Origin of the sequence: Enterobacter cloacae, from assembly GCF_013375935.1 — a bacterium.
In the GTDB taxonomy this organism is placed as follows: domain Bacteria; phylum Pseudomonadota; class Gammaproteobacteria; order Enterobacterales; family Enterobacteriaceae; genus Enterobacter; species Enterobacter pasteurii.
In genome coordinates this window covers 176,885-196,516 of record NZ_CP056117.1, presented here as the reverse complement: position 1 = coordinate 196,516, position 19,632 = coordinate 176,885, and the positions used below count along the sequence as shown (strand labels likewise).

The following is a 19,632-nucleotide window of genomic DNA, read 5'->3' as shown; positions in this document are numbered from 1 at the left end:
GAGGTAAAAGAATAATGGCTATCGAAATCAATGTACCGGACATCGGGGCTGATGAAGTTGAAATCACCGAGATCCTGGTCAAAGTGGGCGACAAAGTAGAAGCTGAACAGTCGCTGATCACCGTAGAAGGCGACAAAGCCTCTATGGAAGTCCCGTCTCCTCAGGCTGGCATCGTTAAAGAGATCAAAGTCTCTGTTGGCGATAAAACCGAGACCGGCAAACTGATCATGATTTTCGATTCCGCCGACGGTGCAGCAGCTGCTGCACCTGCGCAGGAAGAGAAGAAAGAAGCCGCTCCGGCTGCCGCTGCTCCAGCAGCTGCCGCGAGCGCGAAAGAAGTTAACGTGCCTGACATCGGCGGTGACGAAGTTGAAGTCACTGAAATCCTGGTGAAAGTGGGCGACACCGTTGCGGCCGAGCAGTCTCTGATCACCGTAGAAGGCGACAAAGCCTCTATGGAAGTGCCGGCGCCGTTCGCGGGCACCGTTAAAGAGATCAAGATCAACACCGGTGACAAAGTGTCTACCGGCTCGCTGATCATGATCTTCGAAGTGGCGGGTGCTGTACCTGCCGCTGCGCCAGCTCAGGCTGCTGCTCCGGCTCCTGCGGCTGCACCAGCAGCAGGCGGCGTGAAAGACGTTAACGTTCCTGACATCGGCGGTGACGAAGTTGAAGTGACCGAAGTGATGGTGAAAGTGGGCGATAAAGTTGCCGCTGAACAGTCACTGATCACCGTTGAAGGCGACAAGGCTTCCATGGAAGTGCCTGCGCCGTTCGCCGGTACCGTTAAAGAGATCAAAATCAGCACCGGCGATAAAGTGTCTACCGGCTCCCTGATTATGGTCTTCGAAGTGGAAGGCGCTGCGCCTGCCGCAGCTCCGGCTGCCGCGGCTGCTCCGGCACCTGCTGCTGCACCGGCTCAGGCTGCTAAGCCAGCGGCACCTGCTGCGAAAGCGGAAGGCAAGTCTGAGTTCGCTGAAAACGACGCGTACGTCCACGCCACCCCGCTGATTCGCCGCCTGGCGCGCGAGTTTGGCGTGAACCTGGCGAAAGTGAAAGGGACCGGCCGTAAAGGTCGTATCCTGCGCGAAGACGTTCAGGCTTACGTGAAAGACGCGGTGAAACGCGCTGAAGCTGCACCAGCTGCAGCCGCTGGCGGCGGTATCCCGGGCATGCTGCCATGGCCGAAAGTGGACTTCAGCAAGTTCGGCGAAATTGAAGAAGTGGAACTGGGCCGTATCCAGAAAATCTCTGGTGCAAACCTGAGCCGTAACTGGGTGATGATCCCGCACGTTACGCACTTCGATAAGACCGATATCACCGATCTGGAAGCGTTCCGTAAACAGCAGAACGCCGAAGCCGAGAAGCGTAAGCTGGACGTGAAATTCACCCCAGTGGTCTTCATCATGAAAGCCGTTGCCGCTGCTCTTGAGCAGATGCCACGCTTCAACAGCTCCCTGTCCGAAGACGGCCAGAAGCTGACGCTGAAGAAATACATCAACATCGGTGTTGCGGTTGATACGCCAAATGGTCTGGTTGTTCCGGTCTTCAAGGACGTGAACAAGAAGAGCATTACCGAGCTGTCCCGTGAACTGACCACCATCTCCAAAAAAGCGCGTGATGGTAAGCTGACTGCCGGCGAAATGCAGGGCGGCTGCTTCACTATCTCCAGCATCGGCGGCCTGGGTACCACCCACTTCGCGCCGATCGTGAACGCGCCGGAAGTGGCTATCCTCGGTGTGTCCAAGTCCGCAATGGAGCCGGTGTGGAATGGCAAAGAGTTCGTGCCGCGTCTGATGATGCCAATCTCTCTGTCCTTCGACCACCGCGTGATCGACGGTGCTGATGGTGCGCGTTTCATCACCATCATCAACAACACCCTGAGCGACATTCGCCGCCTGGTGATGTAAGTGAAAAGCCGGCCAGTCGGCCGGCTTTTTTCTGTTAATCTCATGTAGTCTGTGAGGTTATAAGCGAAAGCGACAATTCGTGAGCCGTTTGTTGTTTCAAAATTGTTAACAATTTTGTAAAATACGGGCGGATAGAACGTCCCGGTGGATGAAGGGCGACAAGTACCTGGACCGCCGGAAATCAATAAGAGGTCATGATGAGTACTGAAATCAAAACTCAGGTCGTGGTACTTGGGGCAGGTCCCGCAGGTTACTCTGCAGCCTTCCGTTGCGCTGATTTAGGTCTGGAAACCGTCATCGTAGAACGTTACAACACCCTTGGTGGTGTTTGTCTGAACGTAGGTTGTATCCCTTCTAAAGCGCTGCTGCACGTAGCGAAAGTTATCGAAGAGGCCAAAGCGCTGGCTGAACACGGTATCGTCTTCGGCGAGCCGAAAACCGATATCGACAAAATCCGTACCTGGAAAGAGAAAGTTATCACTCAGCTGACCGGTGGTCTGGCTGGCATGGCGAAAGGCCGTAAAGTGAAAGTGGTCAACGGTCTGGGTAAATTCACCGGTGCGAACACCCTGGAAGTGGAAGGCGAAAACGGCAAAACCGTGATCAACTTCGACAACGCGATCATCGCGGCAGGCTCTCGCCCAATCGAACTGCCGTTCATTCCACATGAAGATCCGCGCGTGTGGGATTCCACCGATGCTCTGGAGCTGAAAACCGTTCCTAAGCGCCTGCTGGTTATGGGCGGCGGTATCATCGGTCTGGAAATGGGTACCGTGTACCATGCGCTGGGTTCAGACATTGACGTGGTTGAAATGTTCGACCAGGTTATCCCGGCTGCTGACAAAGACATCGTTAAAGTCTTCACCAAACGCATCAGCAAGAAATTCAACCTGATGCTGGAAACCAAAGTGACTGCCGTCGAAGCAAAAGAAGACGGTATTTACGTTTCCATGGAAGGCAAAAAAGCGCCAGCAGAACCACAGCGTTACGACGCCGTGCTGGTGGCTATCGGCCGTGTGCCGAACGGTAAAAACCTCGACGCGGGCAAAGCTGGCGTGGAAGTGGACGACCGTGGCTTCATCCGCGTTGACAAGCAGCTGCGCACTAACGTGCCGCACATCTTTGCTATCGGTGATATCGTCGGTCAGCCAATGCTGGCGCACAAAGGTGTTCACGAAGGTCACGTTGCCGCTGAAGTTATCGCCGGCATGAAGCACTACTTCGATCCGAAAGTGATCCCATCTATCGCCTACACCGAGCCAGAAGTGGCATGGGTGGGTCTGACCGAGAAAGAAGCGAAAGAGAAAGGCATCAGCTACGAAACCGCCACCTTCCCGTGGGCTGCTTCTGGCCGTGCTATCGCTTCCGACTGCGCAGACGGTATGACCAAACTGATCTTCGACAAAGAGACTCACCGCGTCATCGGTGGTGCGATTGTCGGTACCAACGGCGGCGAGCTGCTGGGTGAAATCGGTCTGGCAATTGAAATGGGCTGCGACGCGGAAGACATCGCGCTGACCATCCACGCTCACCCAACTCTGCACGAGTCCGTGGGCCTGGCGGCAGAAGTGTTTGAAGGTAGCATCACCGACCTGCCAAACGCGAAAGCGAAGAAGAAGTAAGTTCCTTCAGATAAAAAAAAGCGGCTACGGGCCGCTTTTTTTATGTGCTGGATTCAGGGAGCCACAGGCTGCCAGGTTTTATCCGGGTTATAGGTAGTTAACGCCTGGGCATTCTGCTCAGAGTCATTGCCGAGATCGGCCTGGTACACTTTGTCATCCTGGTTTATCACAAAGCTCATGACGCCTGTCTGACCATAGCTGACGGGCCATGCCACCATCGCAAAGCCTTTCTCATCAGGCAGGATACGGAACCGATAGCCGTGATAGCCTGCACCGGGCTCTTTGGGGCTGAAGGCCGGCCCCGGCGGGCTGGGGGCTTCACCCGGCGAAACGGGCCAGTAGAGACCATCTTTTTTCCCTTCAGAGCTGACAATTTTCTGCGCGTATTTTTGATGCATGGCGAAATAGCGCTGCTGGGCATCTACGTAGGCATGCAATGCTTCGATGGCGGCAAGCTCGTTACGCCCGATCTCGCGGGTCAGGATCTCGTCAGCGGCTTTTCGCATGTCAAACTGCCAGCCTGCGGCGGTTTTAATCACCGGGATCGGCAGCTGCCAGCCGTTATCACCCACCACCAGATGCGCCACGCTGCCGCTGACGACGGTTTCATGGTGAACCTTCCAGTCGCGCAGGAAACGGTCGACGGCAACCGGATCGACTCCTTCCGGCGGCAGGACGTCGGGCCAGCGCTCACCGAGCAGCGCGTTCATCGCGCCTTCGTTTTGCTCGCGAATGGCGTTTGCCAGCGCGCGGGTGGCCCGATCCGGCGAGCTGAAGGATTGCTGCGCCATGGCCGTCGCCGACATCATGAGCAACACCATTGCGCTGAGTAATTTATTTTTCATGTCGGCTCCCTTAACGATGACGGAATTCGCGGTGTTCGGTACGTTCGACGGCGCGCTGTTGGGGATGCTGCTGCGCCGACAGGTGACGGCTATGTGCCCCGCGCTGCTGCTGGGCCTGCCAGCTGGCCGAGCGGCTGTCGTTGCCGCTAAGGGCATTGGCGCGATGTGCTCTGGCAGGGTGCTGCGCCGTCTGCGTAACACGCTTCTCAGGAGCCTGATGTTTTTCACGCGGTGGAGCGCTGTTCCGCTTTACGGCTTGCGGCCCGGCGTCATATCCGCGGTAGTTGTTGCGCTGTGATATCTGCTTAAGCTGCTGCGTCGGGGCCAGACGCTGAGCATCTTGCGCGCCGGTATGCGTCGATTGTGGCAACGTTTTTCCTGTCGCTTTTTCCATCTGGCTGAGAGCGGCCTGTCGCTGGCTGTCGCGAGCGATCGGCCTTTGCTGTGTCGCACTTAATCCTGTCGCCGTGCTGGTGGAGTGAAAACGGTTAGCCAACTGGTTATTCGGATAAGGTACGCCTTCACGATAAGCAGGATTGTGCTGCCAGGTGCGGTTATTCCCGTTCAGGTGCTGCCCGCTGATTCTGTTGAAGTTATCCACGTTAATATTGATGTTGTTATCGCCGTTGCGGTTATAGCCGCCGTGATTGTCCCAGTCATCATCGTGATGATGGTGATCCCAGTCATCGTCGTCATCCCAGTCGATATTGCTGAAAATAGCGTAGGTTGTTGCGACCCCGAGGCTGAAGCCTAGCCCCTTAACCAGGCTGTCGGTGAATTGCTCGCCGGGTGAGGGTGGGAGATATACCGGCGGGTAAACGGCGTCGGGCCAGGTGCCGTAAACCGTATTCGGGTTATAGGTGGGAACATACACCACCTGCGGATCGGCGGATTCAATCTTAATCACCGTTGGGCTGGAAGGAGTGGCGGTTGTCGCGGTTTTTGTCGGTGCAGACCTGGTGACGGTAGTGACCGTCTGCTGCGGCGTGGACTGCAGCACACCCGCCTGTTGGGCCAGCAGGCGCAGCCGCTGTACGGAATCCATCACGTCTTTCGGCTGTGCCAGAAAGGCGTCCCCCAGGTTTTGCACCCACGGCGGGTTCTCGCCCATCAGCGACATCAGTTGAGGAAACGCGACCAGCGATTTTACGCTGGGATCCCACGGCTGGCCGGCAACCGCCTGAATGGCGGCATCACCCTGCATTTTAGGGTTGTCCTTTGACCACTGCGCGGCCTGAATAACGTTAGACGGGTAGGTGGACGCCATGAAAATTTGCGACAGCAGGGCGTCCGGATAAAGCGCGACGGGGGCAACCCACTGGTCGATTTGCGCGGCGGTGTAGGCCGGTGCGACAACCGGTGCGGGCTGGGCTGGCGGTGCTGTGGGTTGTTGTGCAGCCGGAGCCGCGGGGGCAGGCTCCGTCGTGCGGCTTTTAACGAACATGACGCCCGAGGCGGCAAAAAGCCCCGCACTGCAAAGCAGAACAAGAAGATGTGGTTTTAATGGCAACTTCATAAATTGACTCCAGCGAGACGAGTGCAGTGCCGTGAGGCGTTGCTGTTGCCGCGAGTATCATTCACCCGGGTTTTACCGTTTTGACTTTTATTGGGAAACCACCCGACGCGTGTGGATAAAGAGTGTGTGCATTTATTACACAATAATATCGGATGGCCGAAAAGACGACGGGAAAGCGAGCACAATTCGACTCGTCTCCTCGCTACACCATGCTTAACGATTCAGCAAATTTTTTAATGTTGCTTTTTTGTAAACAGATTAACACTGTGCAGAAATCCTGCTATGCTGCCCGACGCGGTATCGGGCATTTACCCTACAAACTGCTGTCTCACAGGAGCGTGAAGAGAACGCCCGCCGCATATGACAATGAGAGCGAGGAGAACCGTCGTGCTAGAAGAATACCGTAAGCACGTAGCAGAACGTGCCGCCGAGGGAATTGTACCCAAACCTTTAGATGCAACCCAAATGGCCGCGCTCGTCGAGCTGCTGAAGAACCCGCCCAAGGGCGAAGAAGAATTCCTGTTAGATCTGCTGATCAACCGCGTACCGCCTGGCGTAGATGAAGCTGCCTACGTAAAAGCCGGATTCCTTGCCGCCGTTGCCAAAGGCGAAGCCACCTCCCCACTGGTTACTCCTGAAAAAGCGATTGAACTGCTCGGCACCATGCAGGGCGGCTATAACATTCATCCGCTGATTGACGCGCTGGATAACGATAAGCTGGCGCCAATTGCTGCCAAAGCGCTCTCTTCAACGCTGCTGATGTTCGATAACTTCTACGATGTGGAAGAAAAAGCCAAAGCGGGCAACGTTTACGCGAAGCAGGTGATGCAGTCATGGGCTGATGCCGAATGGTTCCTGAACCGTCCAGCGCTGGCTGAAAAAATTACCGTTACCGTCTTTAAGGTGACCGGTGAAACCAACACCGATGACCTCTCTCCGGCACCGGACGCGTGGTCTCGCCCGGATATCCCTCTGCACGCCCTGGCGATGCTGAAAAACGCCCGTGAAGGTATCGAACCGGATCAGCCAGGCGTGGTCGGCCCGATCAAACAGATCGAAGCCCTGCAACAGAAAGGTTTCCCGCTGGCTTACGTCGGCGACGTTGTGGGTACCGGATCTTCCCGTAAATCCGCGACCAACTCCGTGCTGTGGTTTATGGGCGATGATATTCCGCACGTGCCGAACAAGCGCGGCGGCGGCCTGTGCCTCGGCGGTAAAATCGCTCCGATCTTCTTTAACACCATGGAAGATGCGGGCGCGCTGCCGATTGAAGTGGACGTGAGCAACCTGAACATGGGCGACGTGATTGACGTTTACCCGTTCAAGGGCGAAGTGCGTAACCACGAAACCAACGAACTGCTGGCAAGCTTCGAGCTGAAAACTGACGTGCTGATCGACGAAGTGCGCGCCGGTGGCCGTATCCCGCTGATCATCGGTCGTGGCCTGACCACCAAAGCGCGCGAAGCGCTGGGTCTGCCGCACTCGGACGTTTTCCGTCAGGCGAAAGACGTGGCGGAAAGCAATCGCGGCTTCTCGCTGGCGCAGAAAATGGTTGGTCGCGCGTGTGGCGTAGCGGGCATCCGTCCTGGCGCATACTGTGAGCCGAAGATGACCTCCGTCGGTTCTCAGGACACCACCGGGCCGATGACCCGTGACGAGCTGAAAGACCTCGCATGTCTGGGCTTCTCTTCCGACCTGGTGATGCAGTCCTTCTGCCACACGGCGGCGTATCCGAAGCCGGTTGACGTGACCACGCACCACACGCTGCCGGACTTCATCATGAACCGCGGCGGCGTGTCGCTGCGCCCGGGCGACGGCGTGATCCACTCCTGGCTGAACCGCATGCTGCTGCCGGATACCGTGGGCACCGGCGGTGACTCCCATACCCGTTTCCCGATTGGTATCTCCTTCCCGGCGGGCTCCGGCCTGGTGGCGTTTGCCGCGGCGACCGGCGTGATGCCTCTCGACATGCCAGAGTCCGTGCTGGTGCGCTTTAAGGGCAAAATGCAGCCGGGCATCACGCTGCGTGACCTGGTTCATGCGATCCCGCTGTATGCCATCAAACAGGGTCTGCTGACCGTTGAGAAGAAGGGTAAGAAAAACATCTTCTCTGGCCGCATCCTGGAAATTGAAGGGCTGCCGGATCTGAAGGTAGAGCAGGCGTTTGAGCTGACCGATGCCTCCGCTGAGCGTTCTGCGGCAGGCTGCACCATCAAGCTGAACAAAGAGCCGATTATTGAGTACCTGACCTCCAACATCGTGCTGCTGAAGTGGATGATTGCAGAAGGCTATGGCGACCGCCGTACGCTGGAGCGTCGTATTCAGGGCATGGAGAAATGGCTGGCGGATCCGCAGCTGCTGGAAGCCGACGCTGACGCGGAGTACGCGGCGGTAATCGACATCGATCTGGCGGATATCAAAGAGCCAATCCTGTGTGCGCCGAACGATCCTGACGATGCGCGTCTGCTTTCTGACGTGCAGGGCGACAAGATCGACGAAGTGTTCATCGGCTCCTGTATGACCAACATCGGCCACTTCCGCGCCGCGGGTAAACTGCTGGATACCCACAAAGGCCAGCTGCCGACCCGCCTGTGGGTGGCGCCGCCAACCCGTATGGACGCGGCGCAGCTGACCGAAGAAGGCTACTACAGCGTGTTCGGTAAGAGCGGGGCGCGTATCGAAATCCCTGGCTGTTCCCTGTGTATGGGCAACCAGGCGCGCGTGGCCGACGGTGCGACGGTGGTCTCCACCTCTACCCGTAACTTCCCGAACCGTTTGGGTACCGGCGCGAACGTCTACCTGGCCTCTGCGGAGCTGGCGGCGGTTGCCGCGCTGATTGGCAAACTGCCAACGCCGGAAGAGTACCAGACCTTTGTCGCGCAGGTGGATAAGACGGCGGTGGATACCTATCGCTATCTCAACTTCGACCAGCTCTCTCAGTACACCGAGAAGGCTGACGGGGTGATCTTCCAGACCGCGGTATAAAAACCACCCCCTCACCCCTAACCCCTCTTCCCAAAGGGGCGAGGGGGATTATATTCCCTCTCCCTTTGGGAGAGGGCCAGGGTGAGGGGTATTTTTTTATTTTCATTCCTCCCGCCTCTCCCGCTTTTTTTCTTCCTCTCTGCTGCGATAATTACCCTAATGGCTTTGCAGAGGAAAACGCTATGGATTACGAATTTTTGCGTGATATCACCGGAGTGGTGAAAGTGCGTATGTCGATGGGGCACGAAGCCGTTGGACACTGGTTTAACGAAGAGGTGAAAGAGAACCTCGCGCTGCTGGATGAAGTCGAACAGGCGGCGAGCACGGTAAAAGGCAGTGAGCGCTCCTGGCAACGCGCCGGGCACGAATACACCCTGTGGATGGATGGCGAAGAGGTGATGGTGCGCGCCAACCAGCTGGAGTTTTCGGGTGATGAGATGGAAGAGGGGATGAGCTACTACGATGAAGAGAGCCTGTCGCTGTGCGGCGTGGAGGACTTCCTGAAAGTGGTAAATGCCTACCGTGAATTCATGAAGCAGAAGTAACTCCCGAAGCGTCCCTGCTTCGGGCAACGTTTACACGGTCGGAATATTGCGGCCGTAGTAGATCTCGCGCATCTCTTTCCAGAGCAGGTCGGTTATGACCTTTCGCTCTTCTTCGCTTAAATCTTCTGGCTTCGTGTGGAACATGTAGTGCTTAAGGTCAAATTCCTTAAGCAGCATCTTGGTGTGGAAGATGTTCTCCTGGTACACGTTCACGTCCATCATGTCGTACAGCGACTTTATGTCCTCGGACATAAAGTTCTGGATGGAGTTGATCTCGTGATCGATGAAGTGCTTCATGCCGTTGATATCACGGGTAAAGCCGCGCACGCGATAATCAATGGTGACGATGTCCGACTCCAGCTGGTGGATGAGGTAGTTCAGCGCATTCAGCGGTGAAATCACCCCGCAGGTCGACACTTCTATATCCGCGCGGAAGGTACACAGACCGCCTTCCGGGTGGCTTTCCGGGTAGGTATGAACGCAGATATGGCTTTTATCAAGGTGGGCGACAACCACTTCCGGCAGCGGGCCGGGGTGCTCGGTTTTATCAATAAGCTTTGGGTCAACCGGCTCCTCGCTCACCAGAATGGTGACGCTCGCCCCCTGGGGCTCGTAATCCTGACGCGCAATGTTCAGGATATTCGCGCCGATAATCGAGCAGGTCTCTGACAGGATCTCGGTCAGACGGTTGGCGTTGTAGAGTTCATCGATATAGGCGATATAACCATCGCGCTCTTCTGCCGTTTTGGCGTAGCAGATATCGTAAATACAAAAACTCAGGCTTTTGGTCAGATTATTAAAGCCATGCAGTTTAAGCTTTTTCAATTAGTTCACCTCCTTTGAGGACAGCGCGTCTTGCAGATATTGTGGCAACGCAAAGGCTGCGGTGTGGATAGCCGGATTATAGTATCGGCACGTCAGTGCGGCCTGGTGGAAGCGGGCCTGAACGATCTCGGTTGAGAGATGGCGCAATACGTCGTTATCCGTCGCCCAGGCAAAGGTCATGATCCCGCCGTAGTAGGTGGGGATCGCCGCCTGATAGAAGCTGACGTCGCTAAAATAGGTGCTCAGCTTACGGTGGCTATCAAGCGCCTCATCCTGCTGCAGGAAGCACACCCCGTTTTGCGCCACGAAAATGCCGCCCGGCTTCAGGCAGCGCTTGCAGCCTTCGTAAAACGAGGAGGTAAACAGCGACGCGCCCGGGCCGATAGGGTCGGTACAGTCAGAGATAATCACATCAAACGTTTGCGTGGTCTGGTTAACGAAATTAACGCCGTCGTCGATAACCAGGTTGAAGCGCGGATCGTCATAGCTGCCGGCATTGTGGTTTGGCAGGTACTGGCGGCAGAACGACACCACGCCCGCATCGATTTCCACCATGGTGATGGTTTCAACATTCTTATGGCGGGACACTTCACGCAGCATTGCGCCATCGCCGCCGCCGATAATCAGCACGTGCTTCGCGTGGCCGTGGGCCAGCAGCGGGACGTGGGTCATCATTTCGTGATAGATAAACTCGTCGCGCTCGGTGGTTTGCACCACGCCGTCCAGCGCCATCACGCGGCCAAAGGCGGCGTTTTCGAAGATTATCAGATCCTGATGATCGGTTTTCTCATGATAGAGCACGTTATCCACGGCAAAATACTGACCAAACTGGTCATGCAGCGTTTCTTGCCATACCGTTTTATCGGTCATGGGGAGCACCTCCTTCGTTAACATCCATTACTTCCGGCAGATGGGCGCAACACAAAACCGCCGTGAAGCGGTTAGCGGGTCAACAGGGGGCGTCGGGAAGGTTACTTCACGTAGGCGAGCAGGCTGAGCGAATCGCGAGCCAGCGCTTTGCATTTTTTAGCAGTGGGAATGCCAATACCGCTTAAATCGCGATAGCTGTCTTCACCGAGCGCCTTCATGTCGAAGCTGTCGTAGTTGCTGAGGTCCCATTGGTTCTGCTGGGCAAAAAAGACCAGTGCGCGACGAATTTGCCCATTGGGTAAATTCTGGTAACCACAATCGTTTTTCAGAAAAACAAAAACTGCCGTCAGATCGGCCATATCTTCCGCTTCGTTTTCACTTAGCGCATAGCTGTTCGCACACATCGCCATCAGGCTGGCGAACATAATTGTTCTGAAAAACGTCTTCATTGCCTTTACCACTGCATCACGGAAAATTAACGTTAGCATACTTGATGCCAGGCCGACGATCTTTATTATTGCCGCCGTGCTTGACCTTCCGGTAAGGGGAGGGTTTATGCTCAAAAGATCGCCTGCTGGAAATAAGGAAATGCACATGCAACGTCGTGATTTTTTGAAATATTCTGCCGCGCTGGGGGTTGCCAGCGCACTACCTCTCTGGAGTCGCGCTGTTTTTGCCGCGGACAGACCCGCTTTACCCATCCCTGAATTACTCACCGCAGATGCCCGCAGCCGCATCCAGCTTGTGGTGCAGTCCGGTAAAACCACGTTCGGCAAGCACGCCGCGACGACGTGGGGCTATAACGGCAATCTGCTCGGCCCGGCGTTGCAGTTACGCAAAGGGAAGGCGGTGACGGTAGACATCCATAACACGCTGGGTGAAGAGACCACGCTGCACTGGCACGGGCTAGAAGTCCCGGGCGAAGTGGACGGTGGACCCCAGGGCGTAATCAGGGCCGGAGGGCATCGCAGCGTTACCTTTACCCCGCAACAGCGCGCGGCGACCTGCTGGTTCCACCCGCACCAGCATGGCAAGACGGGCCATCAGGTGGCGATGGGTCTGGCCGGGCTGGTGCTGATTGAGGACGACGAGAGCCGCCTGCTGCGCCTGCCAAAACAGTGGGGCATCGACGATGTGCCGGTGATTGTGCAGGACAAAAAGTTCAGCGCTGACGGGCAAATTGACTATCAGCTGGACGTGATGAGCGCGGCGGTGGGCTGGTTTGGCGATGCGCTGCTGACCAACGGAGCGATTTACCCGCAGCATGCCGCCCCGAAAGGCTGGCTGCGCTTACGCCTGCTTAACGGCTGTAACGCCCGCTCGCTGAACTTCGCCACCAGCGATAAACGTCCGCTTTACGTAGTGGCAAGCGACGGCGGCCTGCTGCCGGAGCCGGTGAAGGTGAGCGAGCTGCCGATGCTGATGGGCGAGCGCTTCGAGGTGCTGGTGGATATCAGCGATGGCAAAGCGTTTGACCTGGTCACGCTGCCGGTCAGCCAGATGGGGATGGCCGTTGCGCCGTTCGATAAGCCGCATCCGGTGTTGCACATTCAGCCTCTGCAGATTACTGCCTCTGGCACGCTGCCGGATAGCTTAACCACCCTGCCAGCACTCCCTTCGCTTGACGGACTTACGCAGCGCAAGCTTCAGCTCTCCATGGATCCGATGCTCGACATGATGGGCATGCAGGCGCTGATGAAAAAGTATGGCAATCAGGCCATGGCCGGAATGCACCATGGTCAGATGATGGGCCATATGAACATGGATCACGGCAGGATGGGCGGCATGGATCACGGCGGTCACGGGTTTGATTTTCACAACGCCAATATGATCAACGGCAAAGCGTTCGATATGAACACGCCGATGTTCGCCGCCGCGAAGGGACAGTTCGAGCGCTGGGTGATTTCAGGCGAAGGCGATATGATGCTGCACCCGTTCCATATCCACGGCACGCAGTTCCGCATTCTTACTGAAAACGGTAAAGCGCCGGACGCGCATCGCGCGGGCTGGAAAGATACGGTGAGAGTGGAGGGCGGCGTCAGCGAGGTGCTGGTGAAGTTTGACCACGAGGCGCCGAAGGAGTTTGCCTATATGGCGCACTGCCATCTGCTGGAGCATGAGGATACGGGGATGATGCTTGGGTTCACTGTTTAAAACAGTGCGGCCTGATGCCCTCACCCTGACCCTCTCCCACAGGGAGAGGGAACAGACACAAAAACGGCAAACGAAGTTGCCGTTTTGCATATTTCTGTAGGCCGGGTAAGGCGTAGCCGCCACCCGGCTTTTCAGTTACTTGTTTTCGTCAGGCAACGCATACGCGACGATGTAGTCGCCCATCTTCGTGCCAAACGAACCGTGACCGCCCGCAGAGATGACGACGTACTGCTTGCCGTTCACTTCATAGGTCATCGGCGTTGCCTGTCCACCGGCTGGCAGACGGCCTTGCCACAGCTTCTCACCGTTGGTCATGTTGTACGCGCGCAGGTAGTTATCTGCGGTTGCCGCGATGAACAGCACGTTACCGGCGGTGGAGATAGGGCCACCCAGCATTGGCATACCCATGTTGAACGGCACCGGAACCGGCATCGGGAACGGCATGCTGTCCTGTGGCGTACCAATACGTTTCTTCCAGACAATCTTGTTGGTCTTCAGATCCAGACCGGAGATGTAACCCCAGGCAGGCTGTTTACACGGCAGACCGAACGGAGAGAGGAACGGGTTCAGGGTCACGCCAAACGGTACGCCATACTGCGGCTGAATACCGGCTTCGGTACCGCTGCCTTTTGCATCCTTCGGCTGCTCCATTGGGTTACCCGGACCGCGTGGGATCAGGCGGGATACGAACGGCAGCGCCATTGGGTTAGCGATAGCGACCTGACGGTTAGGGTCAACGGAGATCCCACCCCACTCGAACATCCCCAGGTTACCCGGGAAGACCAGCGTACCCTGCTCTGAAGGCGGGGTGAAAATCCCTTCGTAGCGCAGCTGATGGAACATCACGCGGCATACCAGCTGGTCAAACATGGTGGCACCCCACATGTCTGCACCGCTGAGGTCTTTTTCCGGACGGAAGCTCAGGTCAGAGAACGGCTGCGTTTTGGTGACGTAGTCGCCTTTGGCGGCACCCTGCGGAACCGGTTTTTCCGGCGCAGGCACAACCAGCTTACCGTTGCTGCGATCCAGCACGAAGATGTTGCCGGTTTTCGCCGGGGCATAAATTACCGGTACGGTTTTGCCGTTCACGGTAATGTCCGCCAGCGTCGGCTGGGACGGCATATCCATATCCCACAGATCGTGGTGAACGGTCTGATAGCTCCATGCCAGCTTACCGGTTGTTGCGTTCAGCGCCACGATGGAGCTGGCGTAACGTTCCTGCTCCGGCGTACGGTTACCGCCCCAGATATCCGGCGTGGTCACACCCATCGGCAGGTAGACCAGATCCAGCTTCGCGTCATACGCGGCCGGTGCCCACGAGTTCGGTGAGTTGAAGGTAAAGGTGTGTTCATCAGACGGGATCGCGTTTGGATCTTTCGCGCCCGGGTCGAAGGCCCACAGCAGCTTACCGGTGTTCACGTCAAAACCGCGGATAACGCCAGAGGTTTCACGGGTAGAGAAGTTATCGGTTACCGAACCGGCAATCACGATGGTTTTATCGGTGATGATCGGCGGGGAGGTTGGTTCATACAGACCCGGCGTGGTGTCCGGCATGTTGGTCTGCAGGTTCAGGATACCTTTATTCGCGAAGGTCTCGCACAGCTTGCCGGTTTCAGCGTTAATCGCAAACAGGCGGCCATCGTTCACCGGCAGCATAATGCGGCGAGGGCAGTCGGCGATGACTTCCGGGCTGGCATTGTCAGCGCGTGCTTCGTGGTAAGAAACGCCGCGGCAGGTGATGTGCTGGAACGACGGATTGGAGTTCAGCTGCGGATCGAAGTGCCATTTCTCTTTACCGGTGGCCGCGTCGAGCGCGAACAGACGCTGGTGCGCCGTACACAGGTAGAGCATGTTGCCCACTTTAATCGGGGTGACTTCGTTGGTCAGCTCACCCGGATCGTTCGGCATCTTCAGGTCGCCGGTGCGGAATACCCAGGCTTCCTTCAGGTTTTTCACGTTGTCCGCGTTGATCTGCTTCAGCGGAGAGTAACGCTGACCTTCCTGATTACGACCATAGGCTGGCCAGTCGCCGTCGGCCACCTGCGAGATAGCCGCAGCAGGCGTGGATTCCGTGTTCAGCGTACCGTGAATTTCCTGCGGATCGTTGAACCCGGCCCAGGTCAGAATGCCGCCGCTGATCAGCAGGGCAACGACCAGGCCGGCCACGGCGCCGCTGGACGGAACGATCAGGCGTCGCCAGACAAACGGTAGGATCAGCCAGATACCAAAGAAGACCAGAATGTCGCTGCGCGGCGTCAGCGCCCAGAAGTCGAACCCGACCTCCCAGACGCCCCAGATCATGGTCGCGATCAGCAGTGCCGCGTAAAGCCACAGGGCAGATTGTTTTCTGCGCAAGAGCAGAACGGTTACGCCAACCATAACCAGACCCGCAATCGGGTAGTACCAGGAGCCGCCAATAGCGACCAGCCAGACGCCACCGATTAACAAATACAGCGCGCAGAATGCGGCAAACGCGGCTGTTAATGTCACCAGTAAACGCGGCTGCTTAGTTTTTGTTTCAGCCATAGAAAAATACTCGTCAGTTTTGTTAATTATTTGCTAGCAATTAATTATAGGTATTAACAAGTGTGATCGGAATCACAATATTTGCTTTTTATAACTCATACGCCAGGCTTAGCCATTTGCTGATATAATGGCTGGCTTGCGTTTCGATGCCGGAATAATAGTCACCAGCATTGAGAGATTTTCATTAAAATCATGTGGTTAGTAATATGAAACATACTGTTGAAGTGATGATCCCGGAAGCCGAGATCAAAGCGCGTATCGCCGAACTGGGTCGTCAAATCACCGAACATTACAAGGACAGCGGCAGCGAAATGGTGCTGGTTGGTCTGTTGCGTGGCTCCTTCATGTTCATGGCAGACCTGTGCCGTGAAGTGCAGGTGTCGCACGAAGTCGATTTTATGACCGCCTCCAGCTACGGCAGCGGCATGTCCACAACCCGTGATGTGAAAATCCTGAAAGATCTGGATGAAGATATTCGTGGCAAAGGCGTGTTAATCGTTGAAGACATCATCGACTCCGGCAACACGCTCTCTAAGGTACGCGAGATCCTGAGCCTGCGTGGGCCAAAATCCCTGGCGATCTGCACGCTGCTGGACAAACCTGAGCGTCGTGAAGTGCAGGTGCCGGTGGAGTTCGTCGGGTTTTCTATCCCGGATGAATTTGTGGTGGGCTACGGCATTGATTACGCTCAGCGTTATCGCCATCTGCCATACGTTGGGAAGGTTGTGATTCTGGACGAGTAGTGCGGTCTGATGTCCTTAGCCTGGCCCTCTCCCACCGGGAGAGGGAGAAAACCTTCTGCTTTATTTATGGTTAACGTGCTTGAGCTTTAGGTTGGCAATCCCTGAACGGTAACGCTGCTCCAGGGTTTCGCGGTTGGTCGCGGTCACTTCCAGATTGCGCAGCAGGCCATCATGAATACCGTATGCCCACCCGTGAATCGAGACCTTTTGCCCGCGTTTCCATGCCGACTGCATAATGGTAGAGTGGCCCAGGTTATAGACCTGTTCCATCACGTTCAGCTCGCACAGGGTGTCGAGACGACGCTCCTGCGGCATTTCACCCAGCAGTGAGCTATGTTTGAACCAGATATCGCGGATGTGCAGCAGCCAGTTATCAATCAGCCCCAGCTCTTGGTTCTCAATGGCCGACTGTACGCCGCCGCAGCCGTAATGGCCGCAAATAATGATGTGCTCGACCTCCAGAACGTCCACGGCATACTGAACGACCGAAAGGCAGTTAAGATCGGTATGGATCACCAGGTTAGCAACATTACGGTGAACAAACAGTTCGCCGGGTTCAAGACCGGTCAGACGTTCGGCGGGGACGCGGCTGTCGGAACATCCAATCCAGAGAAAGCGCGGGTTCTGCGCTTGTGCTAGTTTTCCAAAAAATCCGGGGTCTTCCTCCACCAGCATTTTTGACCATAGTGCATTGTTGCTGATGAGTGTATCTATGTCGTTCATGGAGGTTAGCGACCTGTAACCAAGTGATTGCGTTGCGCTACTATAGGGTAACCCGACTTTTAATGAAACCACACAACGTGTGTCAGAACTTAAGGTAAGTTGAATTCATGGCGATTGCACTGGAGCTTGAACAGCTCAAAAAAACCTATCCCGGCGGCGTTCAGGCGCTACGCGGGATAGATCTCAAAGTCGAGGCGGGCGATTTCTACGCCCTTCTGGGGCCGAACGGGGCGGGGAAATCCACCACTATCGGGATTATCAGCTCTCTGGTGAACAAAACCTCCGGCCGCGTCAGCGTATTTGGCTACGATCTGCAAAAAGATGTGGTCAACGCCAAGCGTCAGCTGGGGCTGGTGCCGCAGGAGTTCAACTTCAACCCGTTTGAAACGGTGCAGCAGATTGTTGTTAACCAGGCGGGGTACTACGGCGTTGAGCGTAAAGAGGCCCTTGAGCGTAGCGAAAAATACCTCAGGCAGCTCGACCTGTGGGAGAAGCGTAACGAGCGTGCGCGGATGCTGTCCGGCGGCATGAAGCGCCGCCTGATGATTGCCCGCGCGCTGATGCATGAACCGAAGCTGCTTATTCTCGATGAACCAACCGCAGGCGTGGATATTGAACTGCGTCGTTCCATGTGGGGATTCCTGAAGGATCTGAACGATAAGGGCACCACCATCATTCTGACCACGCACTATCTTGAAGAAGCGGAAATGCTGTGCCGCAACATCGGCATCATTCAGCACGGCGAGCTGGTGGAAAACACCTCGATGAAGAATCTGCTCTCCAAGCTGAAGTCAGAGACCTTTATCCTCGATCTGGCGGCGAAAAGCGCGCTGCCGAAGCTCGAGGGCTACAACTATCGCCTGGTGGATACCTCGACGCTGGAAGTGGAAGTGCTGCGCGAGCAGGGCATCAACAGCGTGTTCTCACAGCTGAGCGCGCAGGGTATTCAGGTGTTAAGCATGCGTAACAAAGCAAACCGACTGGAAGAGCTGTTTGTCTCTCTGGTGCACGACAAACAAGGAGACAAGGCATGACGCATCTTTACTGGGTCGCGCTGAAAAGCATCTGGGCGAAAGAGATCAACCGCTTTATGCGCATCTGGGTGCAAACCCTGGTACCGCCGGTTATCACCATGACCCTTTACTTCATCATTTTCGGTAACCTGATTGGTTCCCGCATTGGTGAGATGCACGGCTTTACCTATATGCAGTTTATCGTGCCGGGCCTGATCATGATGGCGGTGATCACCAACGCTTACGCAAACGTTGCGTCGTCGTTCTTTAGCGCCAAGTTCCAGCGTAACATTGAAGAGCTGCTGGTGGCGCCGGTGCCAACGCATGTGATCATCGCCGGTTACGTCGGCGGCGGCGTGGCGCGCGGCCTGTGCGTAGGGATCCTGGTGACGGCCATTTCGCTGTTCTTCGTCCCGTTTCAGGTTCATTCGTGGCTGTTCGTCGCGCTGACGCTGCTGCTGACCGCAATCCTGTTCTCGCTGGCCGGACTGCTGAACGCGGTGTTCGCCAAAACGTTTGACGATATTAGCCTGATCCCGACCTTCGTGCTGACGCCGCTGACCTATCTTGGCGGGGTGTTCTACTCCCTGACGCTGCTGCCGCCGTTCTGGCAGGCGCTGTCGCACCTGAACCCGATTGTCTACATGATCAGCGGTTTCCGCTTTGGTTTCCTCGGCATTACTGATGTGCCGCTGTTTACTACCGTAATGGTGCTGGTGGTCTTTATCGTGGCGTTCTATCTGCTGTGCTGGTATCTGATCCAGCGCGGGCGCGGTCTGCGCAGCTAATCCTCAGCCCGGCAACGTTCCGTTTGCCGGGCACTTTCTTTGACAGTTATCACCGTAAGCTAACCTTCACTCGGCTAAACTACTTGCCTGCTAAGGAGAGACGTTATGCTGGGATGGGTTATCACCTGCCACGATGAACAGGCACAGGTTATGCTGGATAAGCTGGAAGCCAGATTTGGCCCCCTGGCGCAGTGTCGTGCGGTCAATTACTGGCGCGGATTAAGCACCAACATGCTTAGCCGCATGATGTGCGACGCGCTGCATGAAACTGACTCCGGCGATGGCGTGATTTTTCTCACCGACAGGTCCGGCGCGGCGCCTTACCGCGCGGCCGCCCTGATGAGCCACAAGCACGACAGCTGTGAAGTGATCTCCGGTATCAGCCTGCCTTTGCTCGAAGCCATGTACCCGCTTCGCGCATCATTAAGCAGTGCCGAGTTTCGTCACGCCATTGTGGCGCAGGGGGCGCCGGGGGTGAGCAGCCTGTGGCACCAGCAGCAGAAGAACCCGCCTTTCGTTCTGCTTCACGATCTGTATAAGCATTAAACATTGGTATTGATGCCGCTT

At 56.3% G+C, this 19,632-nt stretch carries 16 protein-coding genes; 9 read left to right on the top strand and 7 right to left on the bottom strand.

Annotated features, from left to right (window positions below; genetic code table 11):
- Positions 1-14 precede the first annotated feature (14 nt).
- Together aceF and lpdA are read left to right on the top strand one after the other, a co-directional pair.
- Positions 15-1,910 carry a pyruvate dehydrogenase complex dihydrolipoyllysine-residue acetyltransferase gene (gene aceF, locus HWQ14_RS00895; RefSeq protein WP_176608700.1) on the top strand — a complete coding sequence of 632 codons (1,896 nt, stop codon included), beginning with the start codon at positions 15-17 and terminating at the stop codon, positions 1,908-1,910.
- A 197-nt stretch (positions 1,911-2,107) separates the two neighbouring features.
- Positions 2,108-3,532, top strand: coding sequence for a dihydrolipoyl dehydrogenase (gene lpdA / locus HWQ14_RS00890; RefSeq protein ID WP_148420169.1), 1,425 nt, complete (start codon positions 2,108-2,110; stop codon positions 3,530-3,532).
- Positions 3,533-3,585: 53 nt separating this feature from the next.
- Here lpdA and HWQ14_RS00885 read toward each other — a convergent pair whose 3' ends face one another.
- The gene (locus tag HWQ14_RS00885) at positions 3,586-4,377 is read right to left on the bottom strand and encodes a DUF2950 family protein (RefSeq protein ID WP_176608699.1); all 792 of its coding nucleotides are present in this window, start codon (positions 4,375-4,377) and stop codon (positions 3,586-3,588) included.
- A gap of 10 nt (positions 4,378-4,387) precedes the next feature.
- The gene (locus HWQ14_RS00880) at positions 4,388-5,893 is read right to left on the bottom strand and encodes a DUF3300 domain-containing protein (RefSeq protein WP_176608698.1); all 1,506 of its coding nucleotides are present in this window, start codon (positions 5,891-5,893) and stop codon (positions 4,388-4,390) included.
- A gap of 387 nt (positions 5,894-6,280) precedes the next feature.
- Here HWQ14_RS00880 and acnB point away from each other — a divergent pair, with 387 nt between their 5' ends.
- Positions 6,281-8,878, top strand: a complete 2,598-nt coding sequence (gene acnB, locus HWQ14_RS00875) for a bifunctional aconitate hydratase 2/2-methylisocitrate dehydratase (protein ID WP_148420099.1) — start codon at positions 6,281-6,283, stop codon at positions 8,876-8,878.
- 182 nt (positions 8,879-9,060) lie between these two features.
- Complete coding sequence (yacL, locus tag HWQ14_RS00870; protein WP_148420100.1) at positions 9,061-9,423, top strand: protein YacL; 363 nt, start codon at positions 9,061-9,063, stop codon at positions 9,421-9,423.
- Between the two features lie 30 nt (positions 9,424-9,453).
- Here the strand turns inward: yacL and speD are convergent, their stop codons facing one another.
- The 3 genes from speD to HWQ14_RS00855 form a co-directional block, all read right to left on the bottom strand.
- On the bottom strand, positions 9,454-10,248 hold the full coding sequence (speD, locus tag HWQ14_RS00865; protein WP_148420101.1) for an adenosylmethionine decarboxylase: 795 nt from the start codon (positions 10,246-10,248) through the stop codon (positions 9,454-9,456).
- Complete coding sequence (speE, locus tag HWQ14_RS00860) at positions 10,249-11,118, bottom strand: polyamine aminopropyltransferase (RefSeq protein WP_148420102.1); 870 nt, start codon at positions 11,116-11,118, stop codon at positions 10,249-10,251. It abuts the gene before it with no gap.
- Positions 11,119-11,219: 101 nt separating this feature from the next.
- Complete coding sequence (locus HWQ14_RS00855; protein ID WP_148420103.1) at positions 11,220-11,567, bottom strand: YacC family pilotin-like protein; 348 nt, start codon at positions 11,565-11,567, stop codon at positions 11,220-11,222.
- Between the two features lie 145 nt (positions 11,568-11,712).
- On the opposite strand from HWQ14_RS00855, the gene cueO reads away from it, so the two are divergent.
- Positions 11,713-13,272, top strand: coding sequence for a multicopper oxidase CueO (cueO, locus tag HWQ14_RS00850; RefSeq protein ID WP_176608697.1), 1,560 nt, complete (start codon positions 11,713-11,715; stop codon positions 13,270-13,272).
- A gap of 135 nt (positions 13,273-13,407) precedes the next feature.
- Here the strand turns inward: cueO and HWQ14_RS00845 are convergent, their stop codons facing one another.
- Positions 13,408-15,798, bottom strand: a complete 2,391-nt coding sequence (locus tag HWQ14_RS00845) for a glucose/quinate/shikimate family membrane-bound PQQ-dependent dehydrogenase (protein WP_176608696.1) — start codon at positions 15,796-15,798, stop codon at positions 13,408-13,410.
- A gap of 206 nt (positions 15,799-16,004) precedes the next feature.
- Between HWQ14_RS00845 and hpt the strand changes: the two genes are divergently transcribed.
- Positions 16,005-16,541: a hypoxanthine phosphoribosyltransferase gene (gene hpt / locus HWQ14_RS00840; protein ID WP_176608695.1), complete on the top strand. Its 537-nt coding sequence runs from the start codon at positions 16,005-16,007 to the stop codon at positions 16,539-16,541.
- Positions 16,542-16,601: 60 nt separating this feature from the next.
- Here the strand turns inward: hpt and can are convergent, their stop codons facing one another.
- A complete protein-coding gene (gene can, locus HWQ14_RS00835; protein ID WP_148420107.1) occupies positions 16,602-17,264 on the bottom strand; it encodes a carbonate dehydratase in 663 nt (220 codons plus the stop codon).
- Between the two features lie 107 nt (positions 17,265-17,371).
- Between can and HWQ14_RS00830 the strand changes: the two genes are divergently transcribed.
- The 3 genes from HWQ14_RS00830 (at position 17,372) to HWQ14_RS00820 (ending at position 19,611) form a co-directional block, all read left to right on the top strand.
- Complete coding sequence (locus HWQ14_RS00830; protein WP_148420108.1) at positions 17,372-18,298, top strand: ABC transporter ATP-binding protein; 927 nt, start codon at positions 17,372-17,374, stop codon at positions 18,296-18,298.
- Positions 18,295-19,065 (top strand): ABC transporter permease, encoded by a 771-nt coding sequence (locus HWQ14_RS00825; protein ID WP_176608694.1) that lies wholly within the window; start codon positions 18,295-18,297, stop codon positions 19,063-19,065. The genes HWQ14_RS00830 and HWQ14_RS00825 overlap by 4 nt, the downstream gene beginning before the upstream one ends.
- A gap of 105 nt (positions 19,066-19,170) precedes the next feature.
- Positions 19,171-19,611, top strand: a complete 441-nt coding sequence (locus HWQ14_RS00820) for a PTS sugar transporter subunit IIA (protein WP_176608693.1) — start codon at positions 19,171-19,173, stop codon at positions 19,609-19,611.
- Positions 19,612-19,632: the final 21 nt, after the last annotated feature.